The sequence below is a fragment of the Streptomyces sp. NBC_00005 genome (assembly GCF_045160215.1).
Lineage (GTDB): Bacteria > Actinomycetota > Actinomycetes > Streptomycetales > Streptomycetaceae > Streptomyces.
Window position 1 is genome coordinate 10,768,369 of the sequence record NZ_CP108316.1, and the last position, 14,986, is coordinate 10,783,354.

A 14,986-nucleotide genomic window follows, 5' to 3' on the forward strand; every position below is an offset into this window, starting at 1 on the left:
TCCGATAGCTCGCAGGCAGGCACACTGGCGCACAAGGGGGGCAGTGTGGGCGGCCGGATGCCGACGCGCGCGGCAGACCGGTCGTGGTGATCGGCGCTGGTCCGCGCGGTCTGTCGGTGGCCGCTCGTCTGCGGGCGGCCGGGGTGGGTGTACGAGTCTTCGGCGAAGTCATGGGCAGCTGGCGGCAGTCGATGGCGACCGGGATGTTCCTGAAGTCGACGCCCCGGCGACCGATCTGTCCGCCCCGGTGCAGGGAGGCCGGTGGCGGCGGCCCGTGACGCCACACCCCGTTCGTCCAGGTGAGCAGCTCAAGGGGTGCGGCGGGCGGTGACGGCCCAGCGTATGCCGTAGGCGGCGACGCCGACAGCGAGGACCGCTGCGCCCCACGCGACGGAGGCGACGGGCAGGGTGAAGGCCAGCAGCAGGCAGCCCGCCAGGCCGACCGCGGGGACGATGCGGGGCGGCCGGTTCTCGTTCGGCGTGAGGGTCCAGGCGGAGGCGTTGGCGACGGTGTAATAGACGAGGACGCCGAAGGAGGAGAAGCCGATCGCGCCGCGTACGTCGACGGTGGAGGCGAGCATCACGACGACGGCACCCACCAACAGTTCGGCGCGATGCGGCACTTGGAAGCGCGGGTGAACGGCGGCCAGGGCGTGGGGCAGGTGCCGATCGCGGGCCATCGCCAGGGTGGTACGCGAGACGCCCAGGATCAGGGCGAGCAGGGAGCCGAGCGCGGCGAGGGCGGCCCCGCCCCGCACGACGGGCGCCAACCAGTCCGCTCCAGCGGCGCGCACCGCTTCCGACAGCGGCGCGGCCGCCTCGCCCAGCCGATGGGGGCCGAGCACCGCCAGGACCGCTACGGCCACCGCCGCGTACACCACCAGGGTGAGACCGAGGGCCAGCGGAATGGCGCGAGGGATGGTGCGCGCGGGATCGCGGACTTCCTCGCCCAGGGTGGCGATGCGGGCGTACCCGGCGAAGGCGAAGAACAGCAGGCCCGCGGCCTGCAGCACGCCGCTGACGGTGGCATCGGAGCCGACATGCAGCTGGGCTGGATCCGCCGCCGTCGAGGTGAGGCTCGAGACAACGACCGCCGCCAGCACCGCCAGTACGACGGCGACAACGGCCCGGGTCAGCCACGCGGACTTCTGGATCCCGGCGTAGTTCACGGCGGTCAGCGCCACCACCGCGGCCACCGCCACCGCGTGGGCCTGACCGGGCCACACGTACGAGCCGACGGTCAGCGCCATCGCCGCGCAGGAGGCGGTCTTGCCGATCACGAAGGCCCAGCCGGCCAGGTAGCCCCAGAAGTCGCCGAGGCGTTCGCGGCCGTAGACGTAGGTGCCGCCGGAGGCCGGATAGCGGGCGGCCAGCCGGGCGGAGGAAGTGGCGTTGCAGTAGGCCACCACCGCGGCCACCGCCAGACCGGCCAACAGCCCGGAGCCGGCCGCGTGGGCGGCCGGGGCGAGCGCCGCGAAGATGCCCGCGCCGATCATCGAGCCCAGTCCGATGAGGACGGCGTCGCCGACACCGAGCCGCCGTTGGAGCTGAGGTGGCGGGGTCTCGGTGGGCTGGCTCATGACGTGTCTCCGTCTTCCGGCAGTGAGCGTCGAGGCTCTCGACAGCAAGGTACATCAATTCTGTTTGATGTATTCTGTCTTCATGAGGTCCTCGGGTCCTGCCGCCCCGGCGTTCGTGCACCTGGCCGCCCACCCGCTGCGGTGGCGGCTGCTGACCGAGCTGGCGGCGAGCGATTACCGGGTTCGTGAGCTGGTGGAGCGGGTCGGTCAGCCGCAGAACCTGGTCTCCTACCACCTGCGGCTGCTGCGCGGCGGCGGACTGGTCACCGCCCGCCGCAGCAGCTACGACGCCCGCGACAGCTACTACCACCTGGACCTGGAGCAGTGCGCGCATGCGCTCACCAACGCCGGTACCGCATTGCACCCGGCACTGGGTTTCGCCCCTGCCCCGCCGCCGCTGGCTTCGCCGCGACGGGCGAGACGACCCGCCGTCCTGTTCGCCTGCACCGGCAACAGCGCCCGCTCCCCGATTGCCGAGGCGCTGCTGCGCCACCGCACCGACGGTCAGGTCGAGGTGACCAGCGCCGGCAGCCATCCCAAACCCGGCATCCATACCGACGCCGTACGGATCCTGCGTGAGCGGTACGACATCGACATCACGGGGCAGCGTCCACGACACCTGGACACACTGCTCGGCCGCCGGTTCGACTACGTGATCAGCCTGTGCGACAAGGTCCGCGAGGTCTGCCCGGACTTCGGCGACCATCCTCGGCTGATCCACTGGAGCATCCCCGACCCCGCCGCAACCAATGGCCCCGACCCGGTCGGCTACCCCGCGTTCGTCCGCACGGCAGCAGAGATCGACAAGCGCATCCGCTACCTGCTGCCGCTGCTCATCCCCACGCCACAGGAGGTTCAGCCGTGACCACGCCCGACCAGTTCGCCAGCGTCCGGTACCTCGTCGACGACGTTCAGGCGGCCATCGACTTCTACACCACCCACCTGGGCTTCACCCTGCGCACCAACGCTGCCCCCGCCTTCGCCGACGTGACGCGCGGGCCGCTGCGGCTGCTTCTGTCCGGCCCAGCCAGCTCCGGCGCGCGCGTCACCCCCAGCGACCTCAGCGCCGGCGGCAACCGCATCCATCTGAGCCTCGAGGACCTCGACGCCGAGATCGACCGGCTACGCAGTGCCGGACTGACCTTCCTCAGCGACGTGGTCTCGGGCCCCGGCGGGCGTCAGATCCTGCTCACCGACCCCGCCGGCAACCTCATCGAACTCTTCGAGCCCGCCCACCAGTAGGACTCCGTTACTGATCTCTTCGGAGTGTTGTCGGTGGTGACTGTGCTGATCCCTGCGGTAGGTCGGTGGCATGCGGTACGCGCAGGGTGGCGGGCTGACCGCCGAGCGGCGGCGGTTTCGGGAGCAGATCCGGTACGGGGCCGGTGAATGGAAGGAGTGATCGTGCTGCTGCACTGGTTGCGCCGCCTGCGCATCCGCTGGGAGATCCGCGACGACATCCACCACGCGTTCGTCACCCTCGGCTGCGCCGTCATCTGCTGGCGACGATTACGCACCGCACTTTGTCGAGCGTAAGGGCGGGCAATCGCCCCAGGGGATGACCTGCTCGATGCGTCAGAACGCATTCGTAGCAGTCGGGCCCGCGCAGCCTCACATCCTGGATCTCAGCACGTCGACCTCACAGCCCGGCGCGAACGGTTCAAAGCCGTGCTCGATCAGCCAGCGAACTGCCAGCAGGCTTCGCAACGACCACCACGCGTGGATCACGTCGAGGTCGATGTCGGTGCCATAGCCGGCGATGACGTCGTCGAGGTGCTCCTCGTGTCCGAGCGTGAAGGTGGCGAGGTCGTACAGGGCATCACCCTGGCCCGCCTCGGACCAGTCGATGATGCCCGTGACCTCGTCGCCGTCGACGAAGACGTGTGCGATCTGCAGGTCGCCGTGCGTGAACGCCGGAGTCCACGGCCGGAGCGCGGCCTCGGCGACCTGGCGGTTGTGGGTGACCAGGTCGGCGGGCAGGAGGCCGTTCGTCACGAGCACCTCGCACTCGTCGTCGAGTTCCGCCGCCAGCGCGACGATGCTCCGGCCGGCCCGGCCGGGCCGGGGCGGGAGCGGCGCGTCGTGCAGCTTCCGGATGGCGGCGGCCGCCGCGGCCCATGCCGCCGACGACCCGGTCGACGGCCCGCCGAGGTGCCCAAGCGTCGTCCCCGGGAGTGCGGCGATCGCGAGCACGGGCGGCTTGCGCCACAGGACCTCCGGGGTCGGGACCGGCGCCAGGGACATCGCCTCGACCTCGACGTCGATGCGCGCCTGATCGGCGTCCACCTTCAAGAACACGTCGCCGACGCGGAGGGTCGCGCGCTCGGAATGGGCGACAACGACTTTGACCTCATCCATGGGCGACCAGTATCCCGGGGACGATCGCCGACGTCGCCGGGTTTATCGCGTGCGATTACGCGGCTGACCGCGTTCCGTTAGCCGGCGGTCTCGTGCACGACACCGACCTCTGACCAGGACAAGCCCACCACTTGTGTCAGGAGTCGTTAACGCCCTCTGACGACTTCTCGATCGCGCCTGGCGGGCACCGTGGCCCAGCATCGGGATCGGGCGGTGCCCGGTCGGGTCATGCTCGGGTGAGCACGATCTTCTTGCCGCCGGCCCGTCCGGTAACGACCAGGGCGAACGCAGCCGGTCCCTCGCTCAGCGCAAGGGGTTCCGGTGCGAGTTTCAAGGTTCCCGCGGCGGCCTGCTCCGCCAGCTGGACAAGCTGCGCGGCGTTGGGCTCGACGTAGAGGTCCCAACTTGTGACGCCTCGTTCCTCCGGAGGCGCGTCCGAGGTCAGGGAGCACAGTCGGCCGCCGTCCCGCACCAAAGGCAGGGCGGCGTCCGCCGTGCCGCTGACGATGATGAGGGCGGCGTCGAACCCGCCGCGTACCTTGGCCGACCAGTTCGGGTCGTGGTAGTCGACGACCTCCATCGCTCCCAGACCGAGCAGGCGCTCTGCGGCGGCAGCAGACGCGGTCGCGGTCACCTCGATGCCCTTGGCCGCGGCGAGCTGGATGGCCAGGGCTCCGGTGGCCCCGCCTCCGTTGGTGATCAGGAGCCGCTGTCCTCGGCTGAGGTCCAGCTTCTCCAGGGCCTGCAACGCGGTGAGCCCGTTGACCGGCAGTGCCGCCGCGTGCACGGCGTCCAGCCCGGGTGGGCAGGCTGCCGCGTGACCCGCGTTGATCAGAACGCGTTCGGCCCAGAAGCCGCTTCCCCCGGGCAGCGGGGCCTCATGTGCGAGCACCCGGTCGCCTACGGCAAACCCGGTGACACCCGCGCCGACGGCCAGCACCTGGCCCGCGCCCTCCACTCCCAGCGCCGCCGGGGGGCGCAGCCCCACGTCCCAGCCGGCGCCGTTTAGCAGTTGGTCCCACGAGCCGACCCCGGCCGCGTCAACCGCCACCAGGATCTGACCGGGCCCGGGAGATGACGGTTCGGGCAACTCCAGCAGGGCGACTTCCTTCTCGGCCCCGGATACTCCGCACGCCTTCACAGTAGATCTCTGTCCTCTCACTCAGTCCGACCGACCAGGAGATACGGGCCGGAAACCCAAAGCAGACGACGCCCCGCCCGAGGACGGCCGCCACTGTCCCGACTGGCGCACCGACCTCGCCCGCCAACCGCCAAGCCTGATCAAGACCCTCTTCGGTCACCAGCCCGGCACCTGACCGTCGGGCAATACGAGAAGCAAGAAAGCGGCAGGTCTGCACCGACTGCGTTCGGTACGGACCCGCCGTGTCGCCAATAACGAACGCGCTGGGTACTTCCCCGGAGGAGGAAGCACCCAGTCTGCTACCTATGTCCATGGATGCACAGAAAGATGGTAGGCGATCACGTCCGCCTGATCTGTCGCAGTGAAAGTTGAGCGTCTCTCATCGAAGTTTGAGCGGGTTGAAGTCGCTGCTCGGGTGCTGTAGCGGTTCAGTCGGCCGGATGTCGGGTGGGACGGTGGTCTCGGCTGTGGCTGATTTGTCGTACGGCCAGCCCGTCGAGCACCCGGTTCAGGCCCCAGGTGAACTGCTCGGTGGTGATGAATTCCGCGATCACATCGGCCGCCGATGCGGTACGTGGATACCGGTCGGCAGGCACGGCCCTGAGAGCTGCCTGTCGCTCGGTCGCGCGCTCTTCCTCCGAGGGCGCTGGGCCGGAGTGGTCCAGCTCCGCGGCCTCCAGGGCGATGGATCCGAGGCAGTGCACGATGAGCAGATACGAGGCTTTGGCGGCTTCCTTCGGGTCGAGCCCGGCATCGGCCAGGATTGCCAGCAGCGTTTCACCGAGAGCAAGGGCGTTGGGGCCGTCCATAGGGCCTGCGAGGAGCAGGTCGATCGCGCCGGGGCGGGCAATCAGCCGCGCCCTGAGATCGTTGGCCAGCGCGTGGATGCGCTGTCGCCAGGGCAGTTCTGGGTCAGTGAACGCACCATGGTCGGCCTCGCCCAGGATGCGCTCGACCAGGCCGCGGACCACAGCCGCCTTGTCGGGGAAATACGTGTAGACAGCGTTGGGGGCTACACCCACCTCTGCGGCGACCCTGCGCACCGAAACCGAGCCGGCGCCCCCCGAGGCGAGCAGGCGCAGGGCTGCGTCAAGGATCTGCTGCTCGTCGAGGGTTCGTCGCCTGCCGGGCCGGGCCGGCCTCGCCTTGTTTTCCATAGCGTGCTCCGTCCGTCGGGCCATATCCATTGACGTGATTTTCTGGACGCCGTACATTAATTGTACAGCGTACAGAAATTAGAGATGAAGTGATCACGATGCGTACACAGATGCGCGGGCCTGGCACTCCTCGAGTCACCTGGGCGGTGTGGACCGCCGGATTCCTTGCCTTCCCCCTCGCCGGCCTGGCCGGCACTGCGGTGGTCGGCCGCGTCGACAGTCCCACCGCCGCCCTCATTGGCGGCGCGGTCGCCGGGCTGGTGATCGGCACCGGTCAGTGGCTGGTCAGCCGCCGCCGACTCGACCCGCGCAGGTGGATTCCGGCCACCGCGATCGGCATGGGTCTGGGACTACTCCTCGGTGCAGCCACCGTCGGCTACGGCACATCACTCGCAGACCTTGCCGCGATGGGCGCCCTCACCGGGATTGTCCTCGGCATCGCCCAGACCCTCGCGCTGCCCCGGCACGCCCACCGGCGTTGGGCCTGGGCCGCCGCGATGCCCGCCCTGTGGGCCCTGGGCTGGACCACCACCACCCTGGGCGGCATCAGTGTCGACGACCAGTTCACGGTCTTCGGTGCGTACGGCGCGCTGACCTTCTCCGCGCTGTCCGGACTCCTGCTCCACTACCTCCTGTCCAACCGCGTGGCCGCCGACTCGCGACCGGCGCAGCCCTCGATCGCAGCGACAGCATGACCATCCCGCAGCACGTCGTCTTCGGAACCGGCGCCATCGGTCTGGCGACCTTCGAGGCGCTCCGTCGCCGTGGCGAGACCGTCCGGCTTGTCAACCGCTCCGGCCACGCCCGCGTGCCCGGCGACGTCGAGGTCATCGGCGGCGACGCCAGCGACCCAGCCTTCACCACCGCAGCCGCCCAGGGCGCCCGTGTGGTCTACCAGGCGCTCAACCCGCCCTACCCCGAGTGGACCGCACTGTTTCCCGGCCTGCAGGCCGGCGTGCTCGCCGCCGCTGAAGCCACCGACGCCCGCCTGGTCAGCATGGAAAACGTCTACATGTACGGACGCCCCGCCGGTCGCTCACTCACTGAAGACCGCGCCTACGACGCCCACACCAAGAAGGGGCAGCTCCGGGGACGGATGGCCCGCGGACTGCTCGCGGCCCACCAGGCCGGCCGTGTTCAGGTCGCGATCGGCCGCGCCTCGGACTACTTCGGACCCCGCGGCGGCGCCCAGTCCAACCTTGGCGACCGCGTCTTTCCTGCCGCCCTGACCGGCAAGACCGCCACCGTGCTCGGCGACCCCGACCAACCACACACCTACACCTACATCCCTGATATCGGCGAAGGCCTCGCCGTCCTCGGCGAACACCCCGATGCCTGCGGCCAGGTGTGGCACCTTCCCAACGACGCCAACACCCGGACCACCCGCCAGCTCGTCGACATCGTCTACCGGCACGCCGGCCAACCCCGCGTCAGACTCCGCGCCCTGCCGCCGCTGGTGCTGCGCGTCCTCGGCCTGGTCAATCCGACCGTGCGTGAGCTCGGCGAGATGCAGTACCAGTTCGAGGAGACCTTCATCGTCGACAGCAGCAAGATGGCGACCAAGCTCGGCGTACACGCCACCCCGATCGACCAAGCCCTGGACGACACCCTCACGACCTATCGGCGCGGATGAGGATGCCGCCACATTCGGACGCCGCTCCCGCCCGCAGAGAGCACCACTGCCGGAAGACCTCCACCAGGCACTCGGTGCCTCTGCCACGCGGTCACACCGCTCATGCCGGTGGCGGGCACGGGATCGCCGTACGCCTGCACCGATTCCCCCACCGTTTCCCCGGACAGCCAGGCCTCAGCAGCCACTCAACCTTCGGTGAGAAGAGCCAACGGTCACCAGCCCTTTTCACTGCGACGAGTCAATGGATGCGCGCAGGACACCCTGCGGGTGACTCCGCGACCGGCATTCCGTCACCTCACGAAACGCATTTCGTCGGTGGCTCTACCGCTGCACCGGACGAGGCACGACCTGTCTCGTGAGACACCTTTCAGCCTGGAGAACCGGGGCTTCGGTGGCCGAGCCGGCGCAGGTCCGCGGAGCGGGTCCCCGCGGGCTGGAGATCGGCATAGGGGTGAATCCGAGCCCCGGCGGTGCCGTCGGCGAGCGTGCGCTGGGGCGTGGACTGTGCGGGAGGGGGGCCGGGCCGGTGCGGCGGAGGAGGTCGAGGGCGGCCTGCGGCCGTGGTCGCGGCGGGCGGCTGCCACCTCGTCCAGGTCCCAGGCCATCTCGCCGACGACGGTGCGGCGCGGGCCGCGGACCTCGACGGTGCCGCGTACCAGCAGTAGGCCGGAGTGGAACACGGTGCGCGCGACGTGCTCGTGGGAGTCCTCGAAGAAGGCGATGTCGACCAGGCCGGAGCCGTCCTCCAGGGTGCAGGAGATGACGCGCTTTCCGGACGGGATCGGCGGCGTCTGCGTGGAGGCCCGGACTCCGGCGACCAGCACCTTCTGTCCGGGCACCATGCCGCGCAGGTGGGCGGCATCGGTCGCGCCGAGCTCGCGCAGCAGCCGGTGGTGGTGCTCCATCAGATGCCGGCTCACGTCGATGGAGAGGCTGTCCAGTTCGGCGCCGAGCCTGTCGCGGCTGGTCATCTCCGGCAGACCGCTCGGGGTCGCGGTCACCAGCTCGCCGCCCAGCGGCAGTTGCCCGTCGGTGGTAGTGCGGTTGCGGGACTGCCGGTGCAGTTCGGTGGCCTGCAGCAGCAGGTCCCGCCGGGTCAGGCCGGGGGAGAGGGGCATCGAGGGCGCCGACGCGGATCAGGCGCTGCGCGAGCGGCAGGGACGGCCGGGCGCGCAGCCACACATCCTGCAGGCCGGTGTAGGGCTGGCCGGCCGCCAGGCGGGCGGTCTCCACCTCGCTGATGCCCTTGACCGTGTAATCCGTGTTGTACCAGGTCCGGCCCTGGGCCTTCTCGTCCAGCCTGTCGGGTCAGGAACCCGGTGATCAGCGGGATACCGAGGAACGCCCGCCCGCCACGCGAGGGCCTGCGCCCACTGTGTGACCCGGCGACCGTCCACCTCGACGAGGACGACGAGGCACCGGCGAATGACGCGGCGTTAGGGCGCGTATCGGGTCGCGATCAATGAGCATCGCAGCTTCCGGGGCGGGTGCCCGCCTGGGGTACGGGGCCCGGCGATCTGCGGCTGCGCCGTGCGGACGCGAGTGACCCGAAGCGTTGCCGCAGGCAGGCAGCGGCGGGGGTCCGAGGGCCCCGGCTGCGTGCCCGCCGGGACGGTGTGTCAGACCACGGCGAGCCGGTCCACCAGCAGCTCCACCCTCTGCGCGGCGTCCTCCGGCAGCAGCCGTCCCGCCCGGGACAGGGTCGCAAGGCCGTGCAGGGACGCCCAGAACACCTCGGTGAACAGCCCCGGGTGGACGCCGTCCCCGGCGACCTCGCCCAGGCTCTCCAGCAGCGCGGCGAAGGCGTCCTTCAGCGGCTCCGGGGTGTCCTCCTGCGCGTACGCCAGGCCGCCGTCGAGCTGGAACAAGGCGTCGTAGACCGCCGGGTTGCGCTCGGCGAAGTCGAGGTAGGCACGGGCGAGGGCGGCGACCCGCTCGCGCGGGCTGTTCGCGGCGGAGGTCGCGGCACGCACCGCCACGGCCATCTCGGTGGCGCCCTCGAGGGCGACGGCGCCGATGATCTCGCGCTTGCCGCGGAAGTGGCTGTAGAGGACGGGCTGGCTGTATTCGATGCGCTCGGCGAGCCGACGCGTGGTGACCGCGTCCCAGCCCTGCTGCTCGGCGAGTTCGCGGGCCGTGGCCACGATGAGGCGCTCGCGCTCCGCCCGTTCGCGCTGCTTGCGTTCCTGTACCGACATGACTCGATCCTAGCACTGCTAGACAATCGAGCGGCAGTAGTACTAGCGTTGCCTCATCACCTAGCGACGCTAGATCCAAATGGGGGTAGTCATGCTCAACGCACTTGAGATCGTCAGCACCGTGATCGTCGGCGTGATGGTGGGGGTGGAGTTCTCCGTCGCCTTCGTCATGAACCCGATCCTCAACGCACTCCCGGAGGACAGTGGCCAACTCGGCCACGCCCACGGGGGCCGGATGCTCGGCGCCGTGATGCCGGTCTGGTACATCGGCTCTCTCGTCCTCGTCGCGGTCTGGGCCATCGCGGGATGGCACCACCACGGCACCGGCCTCGTCGTCACCGCCGGCGTGCTGCTGGCCCTCAGCGTGATCATGTCGCTCCTGCTGCTCGTCCCGATCAACAACCGGAACAAGACGTGGACCCCTGACAACCGGCCCGCCGACTGGAAGGAGCAGATGAACCGCTGGGACCGCTACCACTACGTCCGCGTCGCCGTCATCATCGCCGCCTTCGCCCTGCTGGTCGCCGCCCTCACCTGAGCCACCCACCACCCGCTGACCGATAGCGGAGAGGAAGACCGAAAATGGCCAAGCGGCAGAGTCTCGCCCCGCACACGCCGATGTTCGCGCACTGGGCAGTCTTGTCGAACCTGGCCGCGGTCCCGCGCCGCTGCTTGAGGCGGTCAAGGCACCGCTCGACCACGTTGCGCTGCGTGTAGCGCTCGCGGTCAAAAGCCGGTCGGCACCCGCCCGCTCGGACCCGCCGCGCCCGGGTGGCCACCTGATCGGCCCGCCCGGAAAGGGTGTGCCCGATCCCGCGGGCACCCAGGTGCAAACGGACAGCACGGGTGCTGTAGCCCTTGTCGCCCAGCACATGGTCCGGGCGGGTGCGCGGCCGGCCCGAACTGCTGTGGCCGCCGCTCCTGTCCCGGGTCGATCTGGAGGCGGACAACGTCCTGCGCATGCAGGCCCAGCACAAACGCGTCGAGGCCACGCTGACCAGGCCGGACGCCGCGGTCCCTGCGCGGGCGGTCACCGCCGGAGCCGACGAGCGCGACACCTCGCAGCGACCCTCGCCGATCACCGGGCAGTCCCGCTCGAACACCTCGACGACGAGGAGGCCACCCTCCTTCCGCTCGCGACCGAGCACAGCACCAGGAATGGGCCACCCTGGGCGACCACCCGGTGGCCAACACGCCCAAGCTCACCCTGCTCACCCTCGTCGGCCTCGTCCTGGAGGACGCGAACCCGGCCGAGCGCGCCACGCTCCTGTCCGCCCTCCCCGCGCCGGTCCGCGACATCTGGCACGTCATCGGCCGCTCCCGCTACGCCCGCCACATCAGCCGTGGCCGCGCCGTCTGACCAGGCCCCATACGACTCACCAGTCTCACCAAGACCCGCAAGGAGAAGAACAATGTCGCTGAAGAAGATCAACACCGTCCTGGCCGCCGCCTTCATCCTCTTCATCCTCTGGTTCGGGACGGAGTTCATCCTGAGCCCGGAGACGACGGCGCCGGGCTTCGGCCTGCCGAGCTGGCCGTCCGGCGACGGCGGCGGCTTCCTGATCATCAAGGGAATCCGCGACGTCGTCTTGGCCCTCGTCCTGGGCATCCTGCTCGTGACGGGCCACCGCCGGGCGCTGGGCTGGGTGCTGCTGGTGGAGGCCCTCGCCGCGTACGGCGACATGACCACCGTGCTGGCCCACCACGGCTCCGTGGCCACCGCGCTCGGCGTCCACGGCCTGACCGCGACACTGATGGTGGTCAATGGCCTGCTGATAATGCGCGAGACCCGCAAGGTCGCGGCCGCTCCGGCAACGCCCGCCCCGCAGCCCGCCTGATCCCATCGGTCCAAGGTGGCCCGGACCCCGGCCGGGCCACCTTGGCGCGTGCCGGTATTCGCGTGTCAGCGTCCGCCGGGAAAGGCCAGGCAGCGCATCCAGCTGCAACTGCAGGTGACAGCACGCCGGTTCGACACGTCACCCAAGGGGGTGGCCTCCAGCAGCCCTGCAGAGCGACACGAACGCCCGCCTCAGCGGGACATTGGATCCCGAGCTGATCCAACTCAGTGAGCTCATTCAGCGTCCTCACCCTGGAGCGACAACGCTGAAAGAGCTCAGGGAATCCGGCCGTTGGGAGGTTCTGTGGTGCTACCGGCGGATCGCCGAGACCAGGCCTCCCGGGCCTTGCGGGCCTGCGGCCGGTACGGTGACGGGCCGCCCGTAGGCGGCGGCGCGCTCGCGGACGGTGAACGTCTCCGCGGTCCAGCCCAGGTCGGCCAGCCAGGCGATCGGGTCCTCCGGCATCTCGGAGACCCACATCGAAGCCGCCGTCTCCTGGTCCTGCGCGAAGCGCTCCAGGACGCCCCGTGAGCCGAGCGTGAGCCCCATCCTGCTGCCGGGCGCGGAGAGGTGTCCGATCTGGCCGAGGAGGCGGTCGACAGCGTCCGCCGGAAGGTAGATCAGCAGCCCCTCGGCGATCCACACCGTAGGGGCGTCCGGGTCATGACCGGCTGCGGCCAGCGCCGTGGGCCAGTCCTCGCGCAGGTCCACCGGCACCGTGATCCGCTCGCAGCGCGGTTCGGCCCGCTCCGCCAGCAGCACCGACTCCTTGAAGTCCAACGGCTCCGCCGTGTCGACCTCGAAGAAACGGGTCTTCGCCGGCCAGTCCAACCGGTAGGCCCTGCTGTCCATGCCCGCGCCCAGCAGCACCACCTGGCGGATTCCCGCCGCCATCGCCTCGGCCAGCAGCTCGTCCAGGAACCTAGTCCTGATCACGATCGAGAAGGCGACCGCGACCCACCGTTGCGGCGGCGTACCCGTGACCTTCGGCAGTCCGCCCGCGGCCGTGAACGCCGCCGCGAGCGGATCGCGGAACAGAGCTTTCTCCCGTTCGCTCTCCAACGCGCGGACCCGCGCCACACCCACGGCGGTTGCCCATACTCCGGACGGTCGGGCAGTGCTCATGGCGCCTCCGGCAAAGGGTCAGGAAGCCAACGGCGACGGCTGCGCGGTGGGCACGTTTTGGCGGAGCTGTTCACGCACACTCTCTTCTCCGAGTCGCATCGTTCAGTCCATCGGAAAGGATGTCACGGCGCGGAGGACGGCCTGGCAGTGACTCCTCCACCCCGTAAACGGGGTGGCTTCTCGCTAAGCCGGGTTGGCGTCGCGACGGACCAGCCCGGCTCGTAGAACGTTGGTTGCTCCCACGACGTCGGCGTGCGCCCGGTGGTCGCACGAGACGCAGTGGAACTTCTCCTGTGTGAGCCGGTTCTCCTTCGCAGTGTGCCCGCATTCGGGGCACTGGCGGGAGGTGTTACGGGGGTCCACGGCGATCACTTCCCGCCCGGCGCTTTCAGCCTTGGCGTGCAGGATCGTCAGGAACACCCCCCAACCGGCATCAGCGATGCTGCGGTTGAGCCCGGCCTTGCTCGCGGCCCCGTTGGGCAGGAAAACGCCCGGCGTTTCAGGGTCGGGCTGCGGGGCGGGGGCCTTGCTCATGTTGCGGATCTTGAGGTCTTCGTGCGCGATGAAATCGTGCTCGGCGACCAGGGCGTGCGCGGTCTTGTGTGCGTGGTCGAGGCGCTGGCGGCGCACCTTGCCGTGCAGAGCGGCGACCTCTCCTACGGCCCGCTGGTGGTTGCGGGTGCGGTCCTTGGCCTTCCGCCGGGGGAAGCGCGACAAGGCTTGCTGTGCGGCCTCCAGCTTGGCGGCAGCCTTGCGGGCGTGGCGCGGGTTGGCGACGTGTACGCCGTTGGATGTGGTCAGGAACGACGCTATGCCGAGGTCGATGCCGACCACGCTGCCGGTCTTGGGCAGCGGCTCGGGCCGGGGCTGCTCGGCGGTGATGACGACGTACCACCTGCGGCCCTCACGCTTGACCGAGACGGTCTTGACCTTGCCGACCACCGGCCGGTGCTGGTTGACCTTGACGTGCCCGACACCCTGGAGCCGGACGCGGGTCACGGGATCGTGCGGGGTGGAGTCCCAGCGGCAGCCGTCCCCGTCCTTGGGGAAGTCCACCGTGTCGAACCAGTTCACACCCCGAAAGCGCGGGTAGCCCGGCGTATCGCCGGACTTGATCCGGCGGAAGAACGCGGCGAACGCCTTGTCCAGACGGCGAAGTGTCGCCTGCTGGCTGGAGAACGACCACCGGCCCTGACGCTCCGGGTCGAAGGAACGGATCTCCTTGAGCTGTGCGGACTGCTGGCCGTATTTGATGCTCGTCTTCGACGTGTGCCGGTAGGCGTCGCGGCGCTCCTGCAAGGCCCCGTTGTAGAGCGAGCAGTGATCCCGCAGCATCTCGCCGAGCGCGATCTGCTGGCCCACGGTGGGCCGCATGAGGAACTTGTACGCACGGATCACCCAGCCCACCCCCTCCCGGTCAAGCTCCTTGATCCTACTACACTTGGTGTATGCCACCGCGCTGGGAACCAAACACCGATATCCGCCGGGGCCGTCACGTCGTCTACCACCTGCACGCCCACTTGGTGTTTGTTACCAAGTACCGGCGTGAAGTCTTCAACGACGACATGCTGACGCGCTGCGAAGAGATCATGCGGAACGTGTGCACCGACTTCGGCGCGGACCTGATCGAGTTCAACGGCGAAGAGGATCACGTGCACCTCCTGGTGCACTACCCGCCGAAAGTCGCCCTGTCAGCCCTGGTGAACTCACTCAAGGGCGTGTCCTCGCGCTACCTGCGCCAAGAGTTCACCGGCCGCGTCAACCGCTTCATCATGCACGGCCGGTTCTGGTCCGGTTCCTACTTCGCCGGATCATGTGGCGGGGCTCCGCTGTCGATCGTCCGTCAGTACATCGAGCAGCAAAAACGTCCTTCGTAACCTGCGGGTCAGAGTAGTCCTGAGATCGGATTCCCTCCCCGCCTAAAGGCCGGGATTCCCTCCGAAGAGAGGGATGGGG

At 69.6% G+C, this 14,986-nt stretch carries 16 protein-coding genes and 1 pseudogene; 9 read left to right on the forward strand and 8 right to left on the reverse strand.

The features are described from left to right. Window positions 1-308: 308 nt before the first annotated feature. Window positions 309-1,580 (reverse strand): APC family permease, encoded by a 1,272-nt coding sequence (locus OG303_RS49180; RefSeq protein ID WP_405876609.1) that lies wholly within the window; start codon window positions 1,578-1,580, stop codon window positions 309-311. Window positions 1,581-1,662: 82 nt separating this feature from the next. On the opposite strand from OG303_RS49180, the gene OG303_RS49185 reads away from it, so the two are divergent. The 3 genes from OG303_RS49185 (at window position 1,663) to OG303_RS49195 (ending at window position 3,116) form a co-directional block, all read left to right on the forward strand. Further along, entirely contained in the window at window positions 1,663-2,445 is a 783-nt protein-coding gene (locus tag OG303_RS49185) for an ArsR family transcriptional regulator (protein WP_405876611.1), read from the forward strand. After that, on the forward strand, window positions 2,442-2,822 hold the full coding sequence (locus tag OG303_RS49190) for a VOC family protein (protein WP_405876613.1): 381 nt from the start codon (window positions 2,442-2,444) through the stop codon (window positions 2,820-2,822). The genes OG303_RS49185 and OG303_RS49190 overlap by 4 nt, the downstream gene beginning before the upstream one ends. 147 nt (window positions 2,823-2,969) lie before the next feature. Further along, window positions 2,970-3,116, forward strand: a complete 147-nt coding sequence (locus OG303_RS49195) for a hypothetical protein (RefSeq protein ID WP_405876615.1) — start codon at window positions 2,970-2,972, stop codon at window positions 3,114-3,116. 75 nt (window positions 3,117-3,191) lie between these two features. Here the strand turns inward: OG303_RS49195 and OG303_RS49200 are convergent, their stop codons facing one another. The 3 genes from OG303_RS49200 to OG303_RS49210 all read right to left on the reverse strand — a co-directional run bounded on the left by OG303_RS49200 (window position 3,192) and on the right by OG303_RS49210 (window position 6,236). Next, window positions 3,192-3,938: a phosphotransferase family protein gene (locus OG303_RS49200; protein WP_405876617.1), complete on the reverse strand. Its 747-nt coding sequence runs from the start codon at window positions 3,936-3,938 to the stop codon at window positions 3,192-3,194. Between the two features lie 226 nt (window positions 3,939-4,164). Continuing rightward, the gene (locus tag OG303_RS49205; protein WP_405876619.1) at window positions 4,165-5,079 is read right to left on the reverse strand and encodes an NADP-dependent oxidoreductase; all 915 of its coding nucleotides are present in this window, start codon (window positions 5,077-5,079) and stop codon (window positions 4,165-4,167) included. A 428-nt stretch (window positions 5,080-5,507) separates the two neighbouring features. Beyond that, window positions 5,508-6,236: a TetR/AcrR family transcriptional regulator gene (locus OG303_RS49210; RefSeq protein ID WP_405876621.1), complete on the reverse strand. Its 729-nt coding sequence runs from the start codon at window positions 6,234-6,236 to the stop codon at window positions 5,508-5,510. Window positions 6,237-6,334: 98 nt separating this feature from the next. Between OG303_RS49210 and OG303_RS49215 the strand changes: the two genes are divergently transcribed. Further along, a complete protein-coding gene (locus OG303_RS49215; RefSeq protein WP_405876623.1) occupies window positions 6,335-6,931 on the forward strand; it encodes a hypothetical protein in 597 nt (198 codons plus the stop codon). After that, window positions 6,928-7,869, forward strand: coding sequence for an NAD-dependent epimerase/dehydratase family protein (locus OG303_RS49220; protein ID WP_405876625.1), 942 nt, complete (start codon window positions 6,928-6,930; stop codon window positions 7,867-7,869). The genes OG303_RS49215 and OG303_RS49220 overlap by 4 nt, the downstream gene beginning before the upstream one ends. Window positions 7,870-8,236: 367 nt before the next feature. On the opposite strand, the pseudogene OG303_RS49225 reads toward OG303_RS49220, so the two are convergent. Both OG303_RS49225 and OG303_RS49230 read right to left on the reverse strand, forming a co-directional pair. After that, window positions 8,237-9,123: pseudogene (locus tag OG303_RS49225) on the reverse strand (DNA polymerase III subunit alpha); the annotation flags it as partial. Between the two features lie 365 nt (window positions 9,124-9,488). After that, window positions 9,489-10,067 carry a TetR/AcrR family transcriptional regulator gene (locus OG303_RS49230; RefSeq protein ID WP_405876627.1) on the reverse strand — a complete coding sequence of 193 codons (579 nt, stop codon included), beginning with the start codon at window positions 10,065-10,067 and terminating at the stop codon, window positions 9,489-9,491. 91 nt (window positions 10,068-10,158) lie between these two features. On the opposite strand from OG303_RS49230, the gene OG303_RS49235 reads away from it, so the two are divergent. From OG303_RS49235 to OG303_RS49245, 3 genes are all read left to right on the forward strand, one after another. Next, window positions 10,159-10,605: an anthrone oxygenase family protein gene (locus OG303_RS49235; protein WP_405876629.1), complete on the forward strand. Its 447-nt coding sequence runs from the start codon at window positions 10,159-10,161 to the stop codon at window positions 10,603-10,605. A gap of 645 nt (window positions 10,606-11,250) precedes the next feature. Next, entirely contained in the window at window positions 11,251-11,427 is a 177-nt protein-coding gene (locus OG303_RS49240; RefSeq protein ID WP_405876631.1) for a hypothetical protein, read from the forward strand. A gap of 52 nt (window positions 11,428-11,479) precedes the next feature. Beyond that, window positions 11,480-11,905 (forward strand): DUF4267 domain-containing protein, encoded by a 426-nt coding sequence (locus OG303_RS49245; RefSeq protein ID WP_405876633.1) that lies wholly within the window; start codon window positions 11,480-11,482, stop codon window positions 11,903-11,905. Window positions 11,906-12,214: 309 nt separating this feature from the next. Here OG303_RS49245 and OG303_RS49250 read toward each other — a convergent pair whose 3' ends face one another. Together OG303_RS49250 and OG303_RS49255 are read right to left on the reverse strand one after the other, a co-directional pair. Further along, the gene (locus OG303_RS49250; RefSeq protein WP_405876635.1) at window positions 12,215-13,030 is read right to left on the reverse strand and encodes a class I SAM-dependent methyltransferase; all 816 of its coding nucleotides are present in this window, start codon (window positions 13,028-13,030) and stop codon (window positions 12,215-12,217) included. A gap of 183 nt (window positions 13,031-13,213) precedes the next feature. After that, entirely contained in the window at window positions 13,214-14,428 is a 1,215-nt protein-coding gene (locus OG303_RS49255) for an RNA-guided endonuclease InsQ/TnpB family protein (RefSeq protein WP_405876637.1), read from the reverse strand. 50 nt (window positions 14,429-14,478) lie between these two features. On the opposite strand from OG303_RS49255, the gene tnpA reads away from it, so the two are divergent. Then, window positions 14,479-14,907, forward strand: coding sequence for an IS200/IS605 family transposase (gene tnpA / locus OG303_RS49260; RefSeq protein ID WP_405876639.1), 429 nt, complete (start codon window positions 14,479-14,481; stop codon window positions 14,905-14,907). Window positions 14,908-14,986 lie beyond the last annotated feature (79 nt).